Annotated in this window: 14 protein-coding genes; 7 read left to right on the forward strand and 7 right to left on the reverse strand. The window is 58.1% G+C overall.

The window, feature by feature from the left end; translation table 11 throughout:
• The first annotated feature begins 73 nt into the window (after positions 1 to 73).
• Complete coding sequence (locus ED236_RS09865) at positions 74 to 1,069, forward strand: glycosyltransferase family 9 protein (protein WP_162299607.1); 996 nt, start codon at positions 74 to 76, stop codon at positions 1,067 to 1,069.
• Positions 1,070 to 1,090: 21 nt separating this feature from the next.
• On the opposite strand, the gene ED236_RS09870 is transcribed toward ED236_RS09865, so the two are convergent.
• The 7 genes from ED236_RS09870 to waaC all read right to left on the reverse strand — a co-directional run bounded on the left by ED236_RS09870 (position 1,091) and on the right by waaC (position 9,034).
• The gene (locus ED236_RS09870; protein WP_123237803.1) at positions 1,091 to 1,417 is read right to left on the reverse strand and encodes a hypothetical protein; all 327 of its coding nucleotides are present in this window, start codon (positions 1,415 to 1,417) and stop codon (positions 1,091 to 1,093) included.
• 167 nt (positions 1,418 to 1,584) lie between these two features.
• The gene (gene dnaJ, locus ED236_RS09875; protein WP_123237804.1) at positions 1,585 to 2,715 is read right to left on the reverse strand and encodes a molecular chaperone DnaJ; all 1,131 of its coding nucleotides are present in this window, start codon (positions 2,713 to 2,715) and stop codon (positions 1,585 to 1,587) included.
• A 45-nt stretch (positions 2,716 to 2,760) separates the two neighbouring features.
• Positions 2,761 to 3,120, reverse strand: a complete 360-nt coding sequence (locus ED236_RS09880; protein WP_275669246.1) for a four helix bundle protein — start codon at positions 3,118 to 3,120, stop codon at positions 2,761 to 2,763.
• Between the two features lie 24 nt (positions 3,121 to 3,144).
• Positions 3,145 to 5,073, reverse strand: a complete 1,929-nt coding sequence (dnaK, locus tag ED236_RS09885) for a molecular chaperone DnaK (RefSeq protein ID WP_123237806.1) — start codon at positions 5,071 to 5,073, stop codon at positions 3,145 to 3,147.
• Between the two features lie 92 nt (positions 5,074 to 5,165).
• Complete coding sequence (gene grpE, locus ED236_RS09890) at positions 5,166 to 5,678, reverse strand: nucleotide exchange factor GrpE (protein ID WP_123237896.1); 513 nt, start codon at positions 5,676 to 5,678, stop codon at positions 5,166 to 5,168.
• 117 nt (positions 5,679 to 5,795) lie between these two features.
• Positions 5,796 to 8,018: a lipopolysaccharide kinase InaA family protein gene (locus ED236_RS09895; protein ID WP_123237807.1), complete on the reverse strand. Its 2,223-nt coding sequence runs from the start codon at positions 8,016 to 8,018 to the stop codon at positions 5,796 to 5,798.
• Positions 8,015 to 9,034, reverse strand: a complete 1,020-nt coding sequence (gene waaC, locus ED236_RS09900) for a lipopolysaccharide heptosyltransferase I (RefSeq protein ID WP_123237808.1) — start codon at positions 9,032 to 9,034, stop codon at positions 8,015 to 8,017. The genes ED236_RS09895 and waaC overlap by 4 nt, the downstream gene beginning before the upstream one ends.
• 53 nt (positions 9,035 to 9,087) lie before the next feature.
• On the opposite strand from waaC, the gene ED236_RS09905 reads away from it, so the two are divergent.
• The 6 genes from ED236_RS09905 to ED236_RS09930 are packed head-to-tail and all read left to right on the forward strand — an operon-like array spanning position 9,088 to position 16,062.
• A complete protein-coding gene (locus tag ED236_RS09905; RefSeq protein WP_123237897.1) occupies positions 9,088 to 10,203 on the forward strand; it encodes a glycosyltransferase family 4 protein in 1,116 nt (371 codons plus the stop codon).
• A 34-nt stretch (positions 10,204 to 10,237) separates the two neighbouring features.
• Entirely contained in the window at positions 10,238 to 11,038 is an 801-nt protein-coding gene (rfaP, locus tag ED236_RS09910; RefSeq protein ID WP_240032115.1) for a lipopolysaccharide core heptose(I) kinase RfaP, read from the forward strand.
• Between the two features lie 8 nt (positions 11,039 to 11,046).
• On the forward strand, positions 11,047 to 11,835 hold the full coding sequence (locus ED236_RS09915; RefSeq protein WP_123237898.1) for a lipopolysaccharide kinase InaA family protein: 789 nt from the start codon (positions 11,047 to 11,049) through the stop codon (positions 11,833 to 11,835).
• Positions 11,832 to 12,827 (forward strand): glycosyltransferase family 9 protein, encoded by a 996-nt coding sequence (locus ED236_RS09920; protein WP_123237810.1) that lies wholly within the window; start codon positions 11,832 to 11,834, stop codon positions 12,825 to 12,827. The genes ED236_RS09915 and ED236_RS09920 overlap by 4 nt, the downstream gene beginning before the upstream one ends.
• Positions 12,827 to 14,347: a lipopolysaccharide kinase InaA family protein gene (locus tag ED236_RS09925; protein ID WP_123237811.1), complete on the forward strand. Its 1,521-nt coding sequence runs from the start codon at positions 12,827 to 12,829 to the stop codon at positions 14,345 to 14,347. The genes ED236_RS09920 and ED236_RS09925 overlap by 1 nt, the downstream gene beginning before the upstream one ends.
• Complete coding sequence (locus tag ED236_RS09930; protein ID WP_123237812.1) at positions 14,344 to 16,062, forward strand: carbamoyltransferase family protein; 1,719 nt, start codon at positions 14,344 to 14,346, stop codon at positions 16,060 to 16,062. The genes ED236_RS09925 and ED236_RS09930 overlap by 4 nt, the downstream gene beginning before the upstream one ends.
• Positions 16,063 to 16,091: the final 29 nt, after the last annotated feature.

The raw sequence follows: 16,091 nt of genomic DNA on the forward strand, positions 1-16,091 counted from the left end.
GGCAGATAAGCGTGCCTGTCGTCGCAGCGGGCATGCGCTACGCTCTCATTGTCAACTTGAAGCCTGAATGCCCATGTCTTATCAGCTATTTTTAAGCCCGCCAGCACTGCCCGCAACGGTGCAGCGCATTCTGCTGATCACGCTGTCCAATATCGGCGATGTGGTGCTGACGACACCGGTTTTGCAGGCTTTGCACATCAGGTACCCAGATGCCCTCATCGACATCGTGGGTGATGCGCGCTCGCATCAGGTTTATCAGCATTGCCCTTTTTTGGGCAGGGTGTTGCTGAAGAACAAACAAACTGGTTGGCGTGGATTGCTGACGTTGCTGCGGCAATTGAGGCGGGTACCTTATGATCTGGCCGTGGATCTGCGCACCGATGGATTGCTTTACGCGATTCGCGCCAAGGTCAGGCTGGGCAAACTATCCAATCAGGCTAGCCTGGGCATGCACAGTGTGGAGAAGCATTTTGCGGCACTACAGCCTTTGGGCATTAACGACATCCCGCATCCGCAAGTCTGGCTGACCATGCGACATCGTCAACACGCGCGCTTGTTGACAGCCCCTTTTCAGGGGCAGCGACTGCTGGCTATCGGGCTGGGTGCCAATTCCTCACACAAGATCTGGCCGGTGAGCGCTTACCTCGCGTTGGTATACAAGCTGGAAATGCATGTTGATGCCGTGATGTTGTTGGGTAGCCAACAGGAGCGTTGTCATGCCGATCAGTTCAGGCAGCAATGCCGCTTGCCTGTGCTGGATGTATGCGGCCAACTGGATATTCTGCAATCGACAGCGATGCTGGAACATGCGCTGCTGTTCGTAGGTAACGATTCCGGCCTGGGGCATCTGGCCAGTGCGGTCGGCACCCCTACATTTACCATTTTCGGTCTTGGGCAACCTGCACGTTACCGGCCATGGGGTGAGCTGGCTGGCTGGCATCAGTCTCCGCATGGGAGCATGGAGGCAATCACGCCTGAAATCATCGCCGACGCTATGTTCCGGCACTGGATGAGGTGTGAAACAGGCAGCGTTAAACATCAAGGCCTGCGTCAGCAGGCCTTGGTATAAGAGATTGACTGTTGCTGGCAGTTAACGCCAACCGCGGCCCTGACCGCGACCATGGTGGTGATGACCGCCCCCGCGATGGTGGCGATCCCAGCCACGACTATGCGGATGCCAGTTATCCCGGTAGTAAGGACGGCTGTAAGAACGGTAATGAGGGCTGTAGTACGGGCTGTAATAGGGCCTGTAGCTATAGCCGAAGGTGACGATGGGAGGCTGATAGGCAGGTTCGACATAGACCACGCCTGGAGGCCCGCCATAACTGACACGTGCTGGTTGTATGGTGCAGCCGGTAAAGCTGATCAAGGCCAAGGTCGCCAAGCCAGCGAGTGACATGAAGCGTTTGATTTTCATGATGTGGGACACCTGAACGTGAACATTGACCTATAACGTTCCAACCCGGCTATGGTTTACTTGAGCGTTCATTACTTAGCCTGGCCGATAAAACAAAAAACCTGCGCAAGCAGGTTTTTTGTTAAGGGATCATGCGCGTTTCAAGCTTGCGCTTGGTGGCGGCGAACTCAGTTGAACAAGTCTTTCACCTTGGTCATCCAGGACTTCTCGCGTGGGCTGTGTTTAGCCGAGTCGGTCTGGTTGATCTCTTCCATCTCGCGCAGCAGTTCTTTCTGACGCTCGGTGAGCCGTACCGGCGTTTCCACCACCACATGGCACATCAGGTCGCCAAGCTCGTTGCTGCGCAGCGGCTTGATGCCCTTGCCACGCAAACGGAACACCGCGCCGGTTTGTGTTTCGGCCGGGATCTTCATCTTGGCGTGACCATCCAGTGTGGGGATCTCGATCTCGCCGCCCAGTGCTGCGGTGGTGAAGCTGATCGGCATCTCGCAGTGCAGATTGGCCCCGTCACGCTTGAAGATCTCGTGTGGTTTGAGGTGTACCACCACATACAGATCGCCGGTGGGGCCGCCGTTGACACCGGCTTCGCCTTCACCGGACAGGCGGATACGATCGCCTTCGTCCACGCCAGCCGGGATCTTCACCGACAGGGTCTTGTGCTGTTTGACGCGGCCGCCGCCATGGCAGGTGGGGCAGGGTTCTTTCACCATCTTGCCGCTGCCATGACACTTGGGGCAGGTCTGCTGCACCGAGAAGAAGCCTTGCTGCATGCGCACCTGGCCATGCCCGTTACACGTGGTGCAAGTCACTGGCTGGGTACCGGGACGCGCGCCTGAACCGTGGCAGGTCTCGCATTCCGACATGACCGGGATGCGGATCTTGGTTTCGGTGCCGCGTGCAGCGTCTTCCAGCGAGATCTCCATGTTGTAGCGCAGGTCGGCACCGCGATAGACGTTGGAGCGACGTCCGCCACCGCCTCCGCCACCAAAGATATCACCGAAGATATCGCCAAACGCATCAGAGAAGTTGCCGAAACCGGCACCACCGCCTCCGCCACCGCCCATGCTGGGGTCTACCCCGGCATGACCGTATTGGTCATAAGCGCCACGCTTCTCTTCGTCGGACAGGATCTCGTAAGCTTCCTTGGCTTCCTTGAAGCTTTCCTCGGCTTTCGGGTTGTCCGGGTTGCGATCCGGGTGGTACTTCATCGCCAGTTTGCGATACGCCTTCTTGATCTCCTCGTCGGAGGCATCGCGGTTGACGCCGAGTACTTCGTAAAAGTCTTTTTTGGTTGCCATATTGTTTGTCGTGAAATGTGAAACGTGAAAAGTGAAATGTAAAAATCACTCAAGCTTCTGCTTGAGTGATTTTATGAGCGCCATGTTCAGTGCAGATACCTCGTCCAGTCTGGTTTTCAAGGCCTCATCTGGTGTGGCATAAGCCAACCTGACAGCCAGTTCTATCTGGGTGTCGATCTCGGCCAGCGAGCCGGAGGCGATGCCCAAAAAATGGATCAACTCTTTAGCCCCGTTGCGGGCGGCACCCTCTGCAATGTTCGAAGGTACCGAGATCGCCGCACGTCTAAGCTGTGAAGTTAAACCGAACTGTTCGTCTTTTGGAAGGGTGGATGTGAAACGGTACACGTCTTCTACAAGCTGCATCGCAGCCTGCCAGACTCGAAGCTCCTTGTGCCCGCGTTTCACATTTCACCTTTCACTTTTTACACATTATTTCTTCGCATCCTTCACTTCTTCGAACTCGGCATCGACCACTTCCGCGTCGACGGTCTTCTCGGCTTGCGGTTGCGCTTCATCGCCAGCGCCTTGTTGCGCTTGCTGCTCGGCGTAGACCTTCTCGCCCAGCTTTTGTGAGGCGTCCATCAGCGCGTTGGTCTTGGCTTCGATGGCGTCCTTGTCGTCGGACTTCAGTACATCTTCCACGTCCTTGATGGCGGCTTCGATGTTGGCCTTTTCGTCAGCACTCAGCTTGTCGCCATGTTCGCCCAGCGATTTCTTGACGCTGTGGATCATGCCATCGGCCGCATTGCGGGCATCGACCAGTTCGCGCAGCTTCTTGTCTTCGTCTGCGTACTTGGCAGCATCTTCTTCCATGCGCTTGATCTCATCTTCAGACAAACCGGAGTTGGCCTTGATGGTGATCTTGTTTTCCTTGCCAGTGGCCTTGTCCTTGGCCGATACGTGCAGGATGCCGTTGGCGTCGATGTCAAAGGTGACTTCGATCTGTGGCATGCCACGTGGTGCCGGCGGGATGTCAGACAGGTTGAACTGGCCCAGGCTCTTGTTACCTGCGGCCATCTCGCGCTCGCCCTGCAGCACCTGGATGGTCACGGCATTCTGGTTGTCTTCGGCGGTGGAGAACACTTGCGACGCCTTGGTCGGGATGGTGGTGTTCTTCTTGATGAGCTTGGTCATCACGCCGCCCAGGGTCTCGATGCCCAGCGACAGCGGGCTGACGTCCAGCAGCAACACGTCCTTGACATCACCCTTGAGCACGCCACCCTGGATCGCAGCACCAACGGCCACGGCTTCGTCCGGGTTCACGTCCTTGCGTGGTTCCTTGCCGAAGAATTCCTGCACCTTTTCCTGCACCTTGGGCATGCGGGTCTGACCACCGACCAGGATCACGTCCTGAATGTCGGACAGCTTGACGCCTGCATCCTTGAGCGCCATTTCGCATGGCTTGATGGTACGTGCGATCAGGTCTTCCACCAGCGACTCGAACTTGGCGCGGGTGATCTTCACCACCAGGTGCTTGGGGCCGGTAGCGTCAGCCGTGATGTAGGGCAGGTTGACATCGGTTTGCGTGCTGGAGGACAGCTCGATCTTGGCTTTTTCGGCCGCTTCCTTGAGGCGCTGCTTGGCCAGCAAGTCGTTGCGCAGATCCAGGCCGCCGTTGTCCTTCTTGAATTCGTCCGCCAGGAAGTCGATCAGGCGGTTGTCGAAGTCTTCGCCACCCAGGAAGGTGTCACCGTTGGTGGACAGCACTTCGAACTGGTGTTCGCCGTCGATCTCGGAGATCTCGATGATGGAGATATCAAACGTACCACCGCCCAGGTCATAGACGGCGATCTTGCGATCACCTTCCTGCTTGTCCATACCGAACGCCAGTGCCGCGGCAGTGGGTTCATTGATGATGCGCTTCACTTCCAGACCAGCGATACGGCCGGCGTCCTTGGTGGCCTGACGCTGGCTGTCATTGAAGTAAGCCGGTACCGTGATCACGGCTTCGGTGACTTCTTCGCCCAGGTAGTCCTCGGCGGTCTTCTTCATCTTGCGCAGCACTTCGGCGGAGATCTGCGGTGGCGCCATCTTCTGACCGCGCACTTCTACCCAGGCGTCGCCGTTGTCAGCCTTGGCGATGGTGTAGGGCATCAGACCGATGTCTTTCTGCACTTCTTTTTCTTCAAAGCGACGGCCGATCAGGCGCTTTACTGCGTACAGCGTGTTCTTGGGGTTGGTCACCGCCTGACGCTTGGCGGGTGCGCCGGTCAGGATCTCGCCATCTTCCTGATAGGCGATGATGGAAGGGGTGGTGCGAGCGCCTTCGGCGTTCTCGATCACGCGTGGCTTGCCGCCTTCCATGACGGCTACGCAGGAGTTGGTGGTGCCCAGGTCAATACCGATGATTTTTGACATGATGTCTGTTTCCTCTACACATTCTTAGAATAAATACTGATGTTGCCAACATGGGGATTGCAGCAACGATTTCAAGGGGTGTCGCTGGCGGCTCAGGCCTTGGCTTTTGCCACCATCACCAGTGCCGGGCGCAGGATGCGCTCATTCAGCGTGTAGCCTTTTTGCAGCACGGTGATCACGGTGTTGGGTTCAGCATCGGATTCCAGCATGCTGATGGCCTGATGCTTGTTCGGGTCGAATTTCTCGCCTAGCGGATTGATCTCGGCGATACTGAATTTTTCGAACACGCTGCTCAATTGTTTCACGGTGAGTTCTACGCCGTTCCTGTAGCTGGCGATATCGGCGGTTTCCACCGTCAATGCGGCATCCAGGCTGTCTTTCACGGCCAGCAGTTCGCTGGAGAATTTCTCCAGCGCGTATTTGCGTGCCTTGTCGATGTCTTCTGCGGCACGGCGGCGGATGTTCTCGCCTTCGGCCTTGGCGTACAGCACCGCCGCTTGCTGTTCGGCGATCTGGGCTTCCAGCTCGGCGAAGCGCTCATCAAGCGAGCCAGCCGCACCGCTGTGCTCGTTGTCGTGAATCTCGTTATGTTGATCTTGTTGCATGGCATTCCCTGAATAGTTTGTCATCCATAGCACTGTATGGAGGCGGGTGAAAAGAATTCAAGCCTGCAGCACGCACAATTTTTAGTGAAATGTGCGTGTTGCAGGCCTTGTTCCAGCTTAGTGGGCGGGGCGTTTTTTGCGGAACAGGCGCGTGATGGCTTTGCGGCCCAGGTGGCGCTTGAGCCAGACTTTGCTGTCATACAGATAGAACGGCAGTTTGAAACGCAGGCTGAAGGGCCTGCCAAGGGCGGCGAGATAGCGGCCCACCAGTTGCTCGCGGCCTTCCCAGTGCAGCTTGTTGCAGATGCGCGTGAGGTCGGCGATACGCTTGGACAGTACCGTGGACTTGTTGAAGAAATGCGCACGGTTGATGTCGATCAGGCTGAACGCCAGCGTGCCATCCGCTTGTTTGCGAATCAGGATGTTGCCACCGGACAGGTCGCGGAAGAACACGCCACGCCCATGCAGCATGAGCAGGAACTGACTCAGTTGCTGATACGCCGCTTCCTGCGAGATCCCTTCGAATTCTGCTGCCCCGGCTGCAAATGCGGATAGCAGTTCGCGTGCAGAAAAATCCGCCGGGAAGAAGTCGCAGATATAGTAATTTTCTTTCAGCGAGCGGTCGTTGATGCGTTCGAAATAGGCGATCGGCTCGGCAGTGGGAATGCCGCGGCGCATCAGTTCGGCAGCGGCGTCCCAGCTGCGTCTGGCTTTGGATGGCTTGAAGCGGTCCACCAGGTGCTTCTGCAGCGCGATCTTGATGGGCTGTTTGGCGACCACTTTGCCGATCAGCGGGTTCTCTATAGCCCAGATCACATTGCGTGCATTGCGCAGCGTGGTGGCTTTGGTCGGTGCTGGCAAACGCGCCGGGTGCAGCACTTCTTGCAGGATGCCAGCCGCCGCTGCGCTGGATGCTACGAACATGCCGCGCCAGCCATCGGCCTCGAACAGATGATAATATCGGCCGCGCATGTGACGGTGGATGCTGAAGAACGGCGATGACGGTAATTTGCTTACGGCCTGATTGTTTGTATCGGCAGGCCAGCACAAATAGATAGGCGCTTCGCTGACCAGTGCAGGCAATGCAGCCAGCAACTCGCCATCTCTATCCAGGCAGCGCGCCTGTGACAGGGCGCTAGCTGGGTATACGCTAGCCAAGGCGATGGCTTTGCCATTGCTGGTCCAGACCGCGTGCACATACTGTTCGGCCGACCTGAAGGCATGCAGTTCCAGGCCACGCGTGGTGTGCATGGCGCCTTCATAACGCGAGCCCGGGATCAATGTATTGAAGGTACGCATGGCCAGCAATGCCGGGCGTGCGCGGAACTGGGTGCCGGCCACGCTGGCATAGTGCGTGATGCGCTCCAGTGCGGGGTAACCGTCACTGCCGTCATCGATCAAGCCTTCACGCTGGCAGATCAACGGCCCCCAGAATGCCTGTTCCAGCACCCCGGAAGCGGCACATAGCAGCATGTGGCGTGCCAGATAGTCGGCCTGTTTCTCTTCGCCGTCCGGCAGCAGGCGTTCGATACGTGGCAGGGTCCAGAACGCGGCGGGCGAGCTTAATCTGGATACCCCGAAATGCAGGCCGATGTCCTGCAATAGCCTGGCTTTTTTCACCAGATTGACTTTGAGTCTACGTGCCCATTGAAACCCCAGAATACGGTGATCATAGCGCTCCGGCTCGGTCACGCGTTCACTGAACAGATTGTTGGTGTGGATGTCGGGTAATTGGCCCAGTTGCGCCAGCTTACCCAGCACGGCGATGTTATAGAGCGGCTCGAAGTCGGTCACATTGGGACCGGCTAGGGTGACGCCGTGCGCGCGTATCAGCCGGTAGGCGATGTCCCAGGCAATGAAGAAGCCTTTGGAATCGTAGCCTGCCCAGCGTCTACGGTTGATGGTGGAGCCGATCTCGATACAACGGATGCGTTGCCCGTAGCGTTGCAGCACGTTGGCCACGAAATTATGCCATTCCTGCTGCACGCTGGCCTCGGCCATGCGGCGGGCAGCAGAGTACGGTTGCACCAGATGCAGCATCACGCCGATATCGGCGGCCAGCAAGCGTTCCAGCAGGCGGTTGGGTGGCCCTTCGAGATCCCCATAGCTAAGGTCTATCCTGGCCTGGCGTAAGCCCATGTGCTGCAACGCCTGCATCACCACCTCATCCACGGCCGTATCGTCAGCGGTGGCCACACCCACGCCAGCGAAATCGGCCGGAACCGTGTGCCCCGTTGATGGCAGATGCCCGCCAGGTTTTGCCAGGCCACCGCGCAACACATAACGCAGCCCGGCCCATAGCAGTGCCGGCGTCAGCACGCCTTTGTTTTCAGCACTCATGCGCTGCTCCTGTCGGATGGATGATGTGCTTGTGACCGGGCGCGATCGGGCATTTCACAGAGTGATTGCAAGGCTTGCCAGGCTTCATCAGGTGAGGGCGTGATGCCTTTGCCACCGATGGTGACCGCCTTGCCGGACGCGGCTGGCAAAGCGCCTGCCTGCCAGATATGGGTGTCGCAGAAAATGGCCAGCGTGGGGATATCGAGTGCCACGGCAAGATGCATCAGGCCTGTATCCAGGCCTATGGTCAGCGGGGCTTGCTGGATCAGTGCCGCCAACTGGCTCAAGCGCATGCGCGGCGGAACAATGGCGGCAGGCACCGCCTCGGCGATCTTTACCGCGCGCAAACGCTCCACCTCGCTTCCCCAGGGCAGCAGGATCTGCAAGCCGTGCTGCTGCATGGTGACGCCCAGTGCGATCCAGTGTTCCACCGGCCACAACTTGGCTGCACGCGCCGTGCCGTGGAACACGGGGACAATGTGCTTGCTGATGGCGAAGGGCAGGGCGGTGTCGGGCACCTTCAGCTCATAACGCAAGGGCAGGGTATCCAGGCTGTAGCCGAGCGCCTTGGCCGCCACCAGGCGATTGCGTGTTACGGCATGCAAATCCTTGGGGATGTCATGCGCATGGTCGTAGACACGGCCGGCGATGGCTTCTCTGGCGGTGTGGCGGTCTGCACCATGCGACGGCCCGTGCGCCCAGTGACAGATCAGCGCGCTCTTGAGCAGGCCCTGTGTGTCCAGGATGGCATCGTAAGGTCGCTGACGTAAACGCTGACGAAATGCAAAGAACGCCCGCCAGGTCGCTGTGCTGAACAGCTGCTTTTTCCAGCGCCGCATGGACACGATGATGCGCTGGTCGATGCGTGGGTTGAGGGCGGCGATCTCGGCGAAACTGTCTTCGGTGACCCAGTCGATCACGGCATCCGGATGGTGGGCGCGGATATCCGCGATCACCGGCATATTGTGGATCAGGTCTCCCATGGAGGAGGTTTTGACGAGCAGGATGTTCAGCATGGCCAATATTTTCGCATACAATGCCTCATTTACTCTCAGCCGGCTGCTACGCCTTGCGATTCGCTTTCCTGATCTTCAAATACTTTCCTTACGGCGGCGTGCAGCGCGATATGCTGCGCATTGCCAAAGATTGTGTCAGTAAAGGCCATCAAGTCACCATCTACACGGGCAGCTGGCGTGGTGACGCGCCGCCGGACAATATCCGGGTGGAGCTGCTGAAGGCACGTGGCATCCTCAATCATCAGCGTCATCAATCCCTGATCGACGGCATGGCCGCCTCGATACAGCGCGACGCTCCAGACTTGATCGTGGGTTTCAATCGCATGCCCGGCCTGGATGTCTATTACGCCGCAGACCCCTGTTTCCTCGAGCGCGCGCATCATGACCGCGGCTGGTGGTATCGCTTCAGCGGGCGTTATCGTTTTTTTGCTGGTACCGAACGTGCGGTATTCGGAGCAGAGGGCCGCTGTCATGTCCTGTTGTTGTCCTCGCGAGACTTGCACACCTTCCAGCGCTGGTATCAGACGCCTGCCGAGCGCTTCCACATCCTGCCCCCTTCCATTCCTGACTTTGCGGTCTTTGATCGCGCTAGACAGCGTCATGCGCTGCGTCAGGAATTCGGTTTGCCCGAGCAGGCAAATGTACTGTTGATGGTGGGCTCTGCTTTCGTGCGCAAGGGGCTGGATCGCAGCATACGGGCACTGGCCGCGTTGCCACAGCGCTTGCTTGATAACACCTGGCTACTGGCCGTAGGCGAGGACAGGGCGGAGCCCATGACGAAACTGGCGCGTGAGCTGGGCGTGGCGGATCGTGTGATCATCACGGCAGGCCGCCATGATGTGGCTCAGCTGATGCAGGGCGCGGATGTGTTGATGCATCTTGCGCGCTCCGAGCTGGCTGGCATCGTGATCATCGAAGCGCTCACCGTGGGCTTGCCGGTGATGGTCACTGCAGCGTGTGGCTATGCTCAGCATGTGGCGGATGCAGAGGCCGGGCGCGTGCTACCTGAACCCTATGATCAGGTGCACTGTCAGCAGCAATTGGCCGAGTTGCTGGACAGGAATGTGCTGGCTGCGTGCTCTGCGGCTGGCATGCGCTATACCGCGACTATCGCCGCACAGCATTCAGCCACGCTGGAAGCAGATTTATTGGAACACTATGCGCGATAGGCACGCGGCAAAGCATCGCCAGGGCACCGGGTGCGTGAATGAGCAGATACCGCTGCCCCTTGCCAGGCATTTTGGCGATGACCAGGCATTCACCCAGATCATGGCGCTCAGCGGCGAAGTGTTCCGCGAGATGCCGGGTCGCCGTACTTTACGCTTCCATCTGGATGGACGACCTTACTTCGTCAAGCTGCATTTTGGTGTGGGATGGCGCGAGATATTCAAGAACCTGCTGACGCTGCGCCTGCCTATCGTCAGCGCCATGCCCGAATGGCGGGCGATCCACCGCTTCAACAAAATCGGCATCCCCACGACGCCGCCGGTCGCGTTTGCGAGTCGTGGCTGCAACCCGGCACAACGGCAGTCATTCGTGATGACCGAGGACTTGGGCGATATCGTTTCGCTGGAGACGCTGTGTGCAGACTGGAAGACCCAGCCGCCAGAGCCAGCCTTCAAGCGCAGCTTGATCCTCGAGGTGGCGCGCCTGACGCAGTTGCTGCATGCAAACGGCATGAACCACCGTGACTTGTATATCTGCCATTTCTGCCTGGATCTGCCCAGGCTGGCGCAGGGTGATCTGCATCTTTATCTGATCGACCTGCACCGGGTCGGCATGCGCCGTCGCATTTCTTATACAGATCGTATGAAAGATATCGCGGCCCTGCATTTTTCGGCCATGGATATTGGCCTGACCCGGCGCGATGTTTTGCGATTCCTGAAAGCCTATTATGGGCAGCCGCTCGGAGATGTTCTGGTAGCACAGCGGGCATTGCTGGCCAAGGTTGAATCCAGAGCGCGACGCCTGTATATCAAGTTCCAGCAAAAATATACATCGTGAGTCATGCGGTGCAGAACACGGAATTTATTGCGGATGACTACCGCGCCTTATTGTCCAGCAATGCACTGGATCGCTTTGATCTGGCCTGGGCGAGGAATGTGGCCTGGGTAGAACCGCCCAACCTGGATCGTGGCGGCTTCAGTGGCGTAGGCCGGCTTGGTTTGCAAGCGGCCGGTGGCAGCACAGTGCATGTCTATCTCAAGCGTCAGGAAAACCATGTGCGCAAAAGCCTGGCTCACCCATGGCGCGGCGAACCCACCTTGCTGCGCGAGTTTTCCATCATCCAGCATTTGCAGCGCCACGGCGTTCCCACGCTGGAGCCCATCTTGTTCTGTACGCAGTCGCGTTCAGGGCAGCAGCGCGCTGTGATGGTCACGCTGTCGCTGGAGGGCTATGTCCCCATGGATGTGTTCACGCAGTCAGCGGACTTTTTGGGAATGTCGCTGACACAGAAAAGAGCGTTCATCGCGGCGGCGGCAAACATCATAAAAGAGATGCATGCCGCCGGAGTGCAGCACCGTGCCCTGTATGCCAAGCATGTGTTTGTAAAATTGCAGTCCGGGCAGTTCAAGCTTGCACTGATCGATCTGGAGAAGGCGCGTAAAAGCTGGTTGCCGCTGGCGAGCACCTACTTTGACCTGACGACCTTGAATTACCGTACAGCGGTCTGGAGCCGTACCAGCAGGCTGTATTTTCTAAAGCAATACTTTGCCGTTGCGCGCCTGACTGGCTGGCAAAAACTGATAGGCAGGCTGATCGCAGCACGTTCAATCAAGAAACAAAAGGTGTTGGTATGAACCAGGATAATCAACAGCGCTTACAGGACGGCGCACGCATTCTTGTGCTGACCTCGAGTAGTACAGGCAATAATGTGTTTTGCACGCCCGCCATCAGCCTGCTCAGGCGCCGATTCCCGCACAACAGGATCGATGTGGCAGCACTCAGCAAGCTCAGTGCTGAAGTGTTCGAGAATAATCCGGACGTGGGTCAGGTGCATGTGGTCAAACATGCCAGGGCACTGGACAAGCTGGCGCCGGGCTATGACAGCATCCTTGCCTTGAATGTCAACGCGCTCAAGAAAATGAAGGGCGCAAAAGCCACCATGCTGACGGTGGGGCCATTGTCGGAGAACCTGCATCATGCTGAACAATTGTTGCAGTTCGTTGCTGGCCTTGCAGGAGTCGAAGTGCTGGAAAGCGATAGGCGTTATGTTGTTTCCGGCAAGCCCTTTGTGGGGAAGTTGGCGCTGGATCCGGCCAGCCTCGCCGCCGACAGTCTGCTGGTGAACATTCATCTGGGCTGCGGGCGTACGCTGCTGCATGGATGGAAATTCTTTTACCGTAGCCGCGCCAACGATAAAAAGATGTGGCCTATCCAGTCCTATGTGGAATTGGGCAAGCAATTGATCGCGGCCAACCCCAGGATACGCATCGTGTTGACGGGCACCGCGAACGAAGCATATCTGGCCAGGCAATTCTGCCGCCTTGTGCCGGGCAGCATCAATCTGGCCGGCAAGACCACGGTGCCGCAACTCACTGCCTTGATGAAAAGCTTGAGCCTGTTCATCGCGCATGACTGCGGTGTGTTGCACATCGCCGCTGCCAGTGCAGTGCCTATCGTTGCTTTGTTCGGGCCAACCAATGAGGTACTGACCGGCCCTTATCCGTTAAGGCCACAGCATCGCTTGCTCAAGAAGCCATCCATGACGGATATCACACCCGCAGAAGCGAGTGCGGCAGCGATCGAGCTGATGACAGCGTTTCCCCGAACGCTGACACAGGCAAGCTGATGCTGCCTGCAACAGTGCCTACATTGCAGGCCAGCGACCTGTATGCCATCGAAAGGCCGTCTGAGCGGCGTTTCGTCATCATGCTCAATGCCGCGGACGATCTGCATGTAGAGGCAGTCGTCAGGGTGGTAAAGCATAGGCGTGTCGTGGTGCGTGCTGTCTGGCAGTCAAGGCCGGTGTATGCCAAGTTGTTCATAGGCCGCGATGCGGCCCGCTATGCCGAGCGTGACCGTCGTGGAGCGCAAGCGTTGGCGGATGCAGGGGTCATGACGCCTGCCTTGCTGTATGCCGCCGCATTGCCGGACTCTGCAGCGCACGTGTTGCTGTATGCAGCAGTGAGCGGCGCCATGAATGCTGATCAAGCCTGGAACAGCATGGATAGCGCACAGCGCAGCAGGCTGGCATTCGCGCTGGTGCGCGAGGTGGCGCTACATCATCAGGCCGGGCTGCAGCAGACCGACCTCTACCTGAAGAATTTTATGCTGCAGGGCGACACCATCTACACGCTGGATGGGGATGGGATCCGCGGTTTACCCAGCTGGTACACACGCAGGGCAGCATTGCAGAATCTGGCCATGCTGCTGGGCAAGCTGGATGTGCTGGACGTATGGCCAGTGTTGCCGGGCTTGCTGGATCAGTACGCGCGCTTGCGTGGCTGGGAGCACAGCCCGGCGCTGGGCAGGTTCAAGCGCATGATGGCGGCACAGCGTTATCATCTTGCGCAGGGCTACGCGCAGCGCAAAGTGCTACGTCAGTGCAGTGATGTGAACGTGCAGGTTTCATCCAGCCAGTTCCTGGCCATCAGCAGTGAACGTGATACCCCAGCACTGCGCTCTGTGTTGCAGGCGCCGGACCTGTGCATGGGTGCTGAGCACGTGCGACTTAAATCTGGAAACACGTGCACGGTCAGTTTGATCCAGCTTGGCGAGCGGAACATAGTCGTCAAGCGCTACAATATCAAGACTTTCTGGCACGGCCTGAACCGTGCCTTGCGCAAGACGCGTGCTGCGGCCTCCTGGTCGAATGCCTTCCGCTTGCAATTGCTGGGTGTGGCTACGCCATCACCAGTAGCATTATTGGAGCGGCGCATGGGATGCATACGGCGCGAAGCTTATTTTCTGGCCGAGTATCTGCCTGCGCCGGATGTTGCCGGGTATTTTGCAGCACCGATGGAACAGGCGCGACGTGATGCCAGCGCATTGCGTATTGCGCGCCTGTTTTATCAGTTGTATCTGCTGATGATCGTGCATGGTGACTGCAAGGCCAGCAATATCAAGATCGCTGATGACCAGCCTGTGCTGATCGACCTCGACAGCATGCGTCAATACGCGCCGGGCTGGCTGGGTGAGCGGCGTTTTTTGCGCGGTCATGTGCGGGATTTGCGGCGTTTTCTGCGCAACTGGTCGCCGGGAGATGTGGTCAGAGTGGCGATTGAACAGGCATTTGTGATGACTTATAAAGATCCGGCACTGTTGCGAGCGGCCGGTATCCACATTGAAAAAGACGTGAAAAACATATGATTATTCTCGGTTTATCTGGGGCGCTCGGGCACGATGCGTCCGCAGCGATCATCGTCAACGGCAAGATTGTGGCAGCAGCGGAAGAAGAGCGTTTCATCCGTGACAAGCATGCCAAGAACCTGTTTCCGTACGAAGCTGCCAGGTATTGTCTGCGCGAGGCAGGTGTACGCCCTGAGCAGGTCGATGTGGTGGCGTTTCCGTATGGCGAGATCCCACTCACAAGCGCTGCGCGCTGGCACTATGCCAAGCGCCACTGGTATGCGCCGGACCGTGTCATCGATGCCATCTTCAATGGCAACCGCCGTTTTCGACGTAACCGAGACAAGGCATTGACCTTGATGGCGGAGCTGGGACTCAGCAAGGCCGAGTATGTGCCGGTGGAACACCATCTGGCGCATGCCAGCAGTGCGTATCACCTGAGCGGTTTCAAGGAAAAGACCGCCATCGTCGGCATAGACGGCAAGGGGGAATACGCGACCACCTTCTTCGGCTATGGCGAGCATGGCAAGATCCACAAGATCAAGGAGTTCTACGATCCGGATTCGCTGGGGGGCATGTATGGCGCCATCACCGAATATCTGGGTTTCGAGATGCTGGACGGCGAGTTCAAGGTGATGGGCATGGCCCCGTATGGCGATGCGAACAAATACGACCTTTCCCGTCTGGTGCAATTCAAGGACGGTGAGCTGCGCGTCAACACCAAGCTGGTCAATGTGATCGGTCTGCGCCGCTACAAGGAAAATGGCAGAGGCCATTATTTCACGCCTGCACTGGTGGACTGGCTGGGGCCCAAACGTCAGGGCGACGAGATCGACGACCCGTACATCCACTACGCGGCTTCGGTGCAGCAATTGCTGGAAGATATCGCTTTGCAAATGATTGATTATTATGTCGGCGATATCATCCGCGAGACTGGCCGCATCGCCATGGCGGGTGGTGTCGCGCTGAATGTGAAATTGAATCAGCGCATCATCGCCATGCCGGGCGTGAAAGAGCTGTTCGTGCAGCCTGCTTCCGGAGATGCCGGCACCTCACTGGGCGCTGCCAGCTTCGTCGCTGCCGAACGTGGTGAGCCGCTGGAGGCGATGCCGCATGCTTACCTGGGCCCGTCCTTCACCACCGAAGAATGCCTGGCGGCCTGTGCTGCGCACCCGTCCAAGCCGGTGTTCAAGCGTGTAGCCGACGCAGCAGCGACGGGTGCCGAACTGCTGGCGAATGGTCATCCGCTGGCCTGGTTCCAGGGGCGCATGGAGTTCGGCCCGCGTGCGCTGGGCTGTCGCAGTATCCTGGGTGACCCCAGTCACCCGGGCGTGGCGGACCGCATCAATGCGCAGATCAAGTACCGCGAGCGCTGGCGTCCATTTTGTCCTTCCATGCTGGACCGGGCGGCTGAGGATATCCTGCAGACGGCCCATCCAGCGCCTTACATGACCTTCACCTTTGATGTGGCGGAGCATTGGAAGTCGCGTATCCCGGAAGTGGTGCATGAGGATGGCACGGCGCGCGCGCAAGTGGTGACCCGCGCTACCAATCCACGCTATTACGCGCTGATCGAGGCGCTGGAACAGCGCCGCAATGTGCCGGTGGTGCTGAACACCTCACTCAACCGTCGTGGCGAACCCATGATCTGCAGCCCCAAGGATGCGCTCGATATGTTTTTTGGCTGTGATCTGGAATACCTGATCATGGAAGATGTGCTGGTACAAAAGGTTTGATGTATCAGCTGGGCTGGCCGTTTGATTTA

The organism is Pseudomethylobacillus aquaticus (genome assembly GCF_003730115.1).
Lineage (GTDB): Bacteria > Pseudomonadota > Gammaproteobacteria > Burkholderiales > Methylophilaceae > Pseudomethylobacillus > Pseudomethylobacillus aquaticus.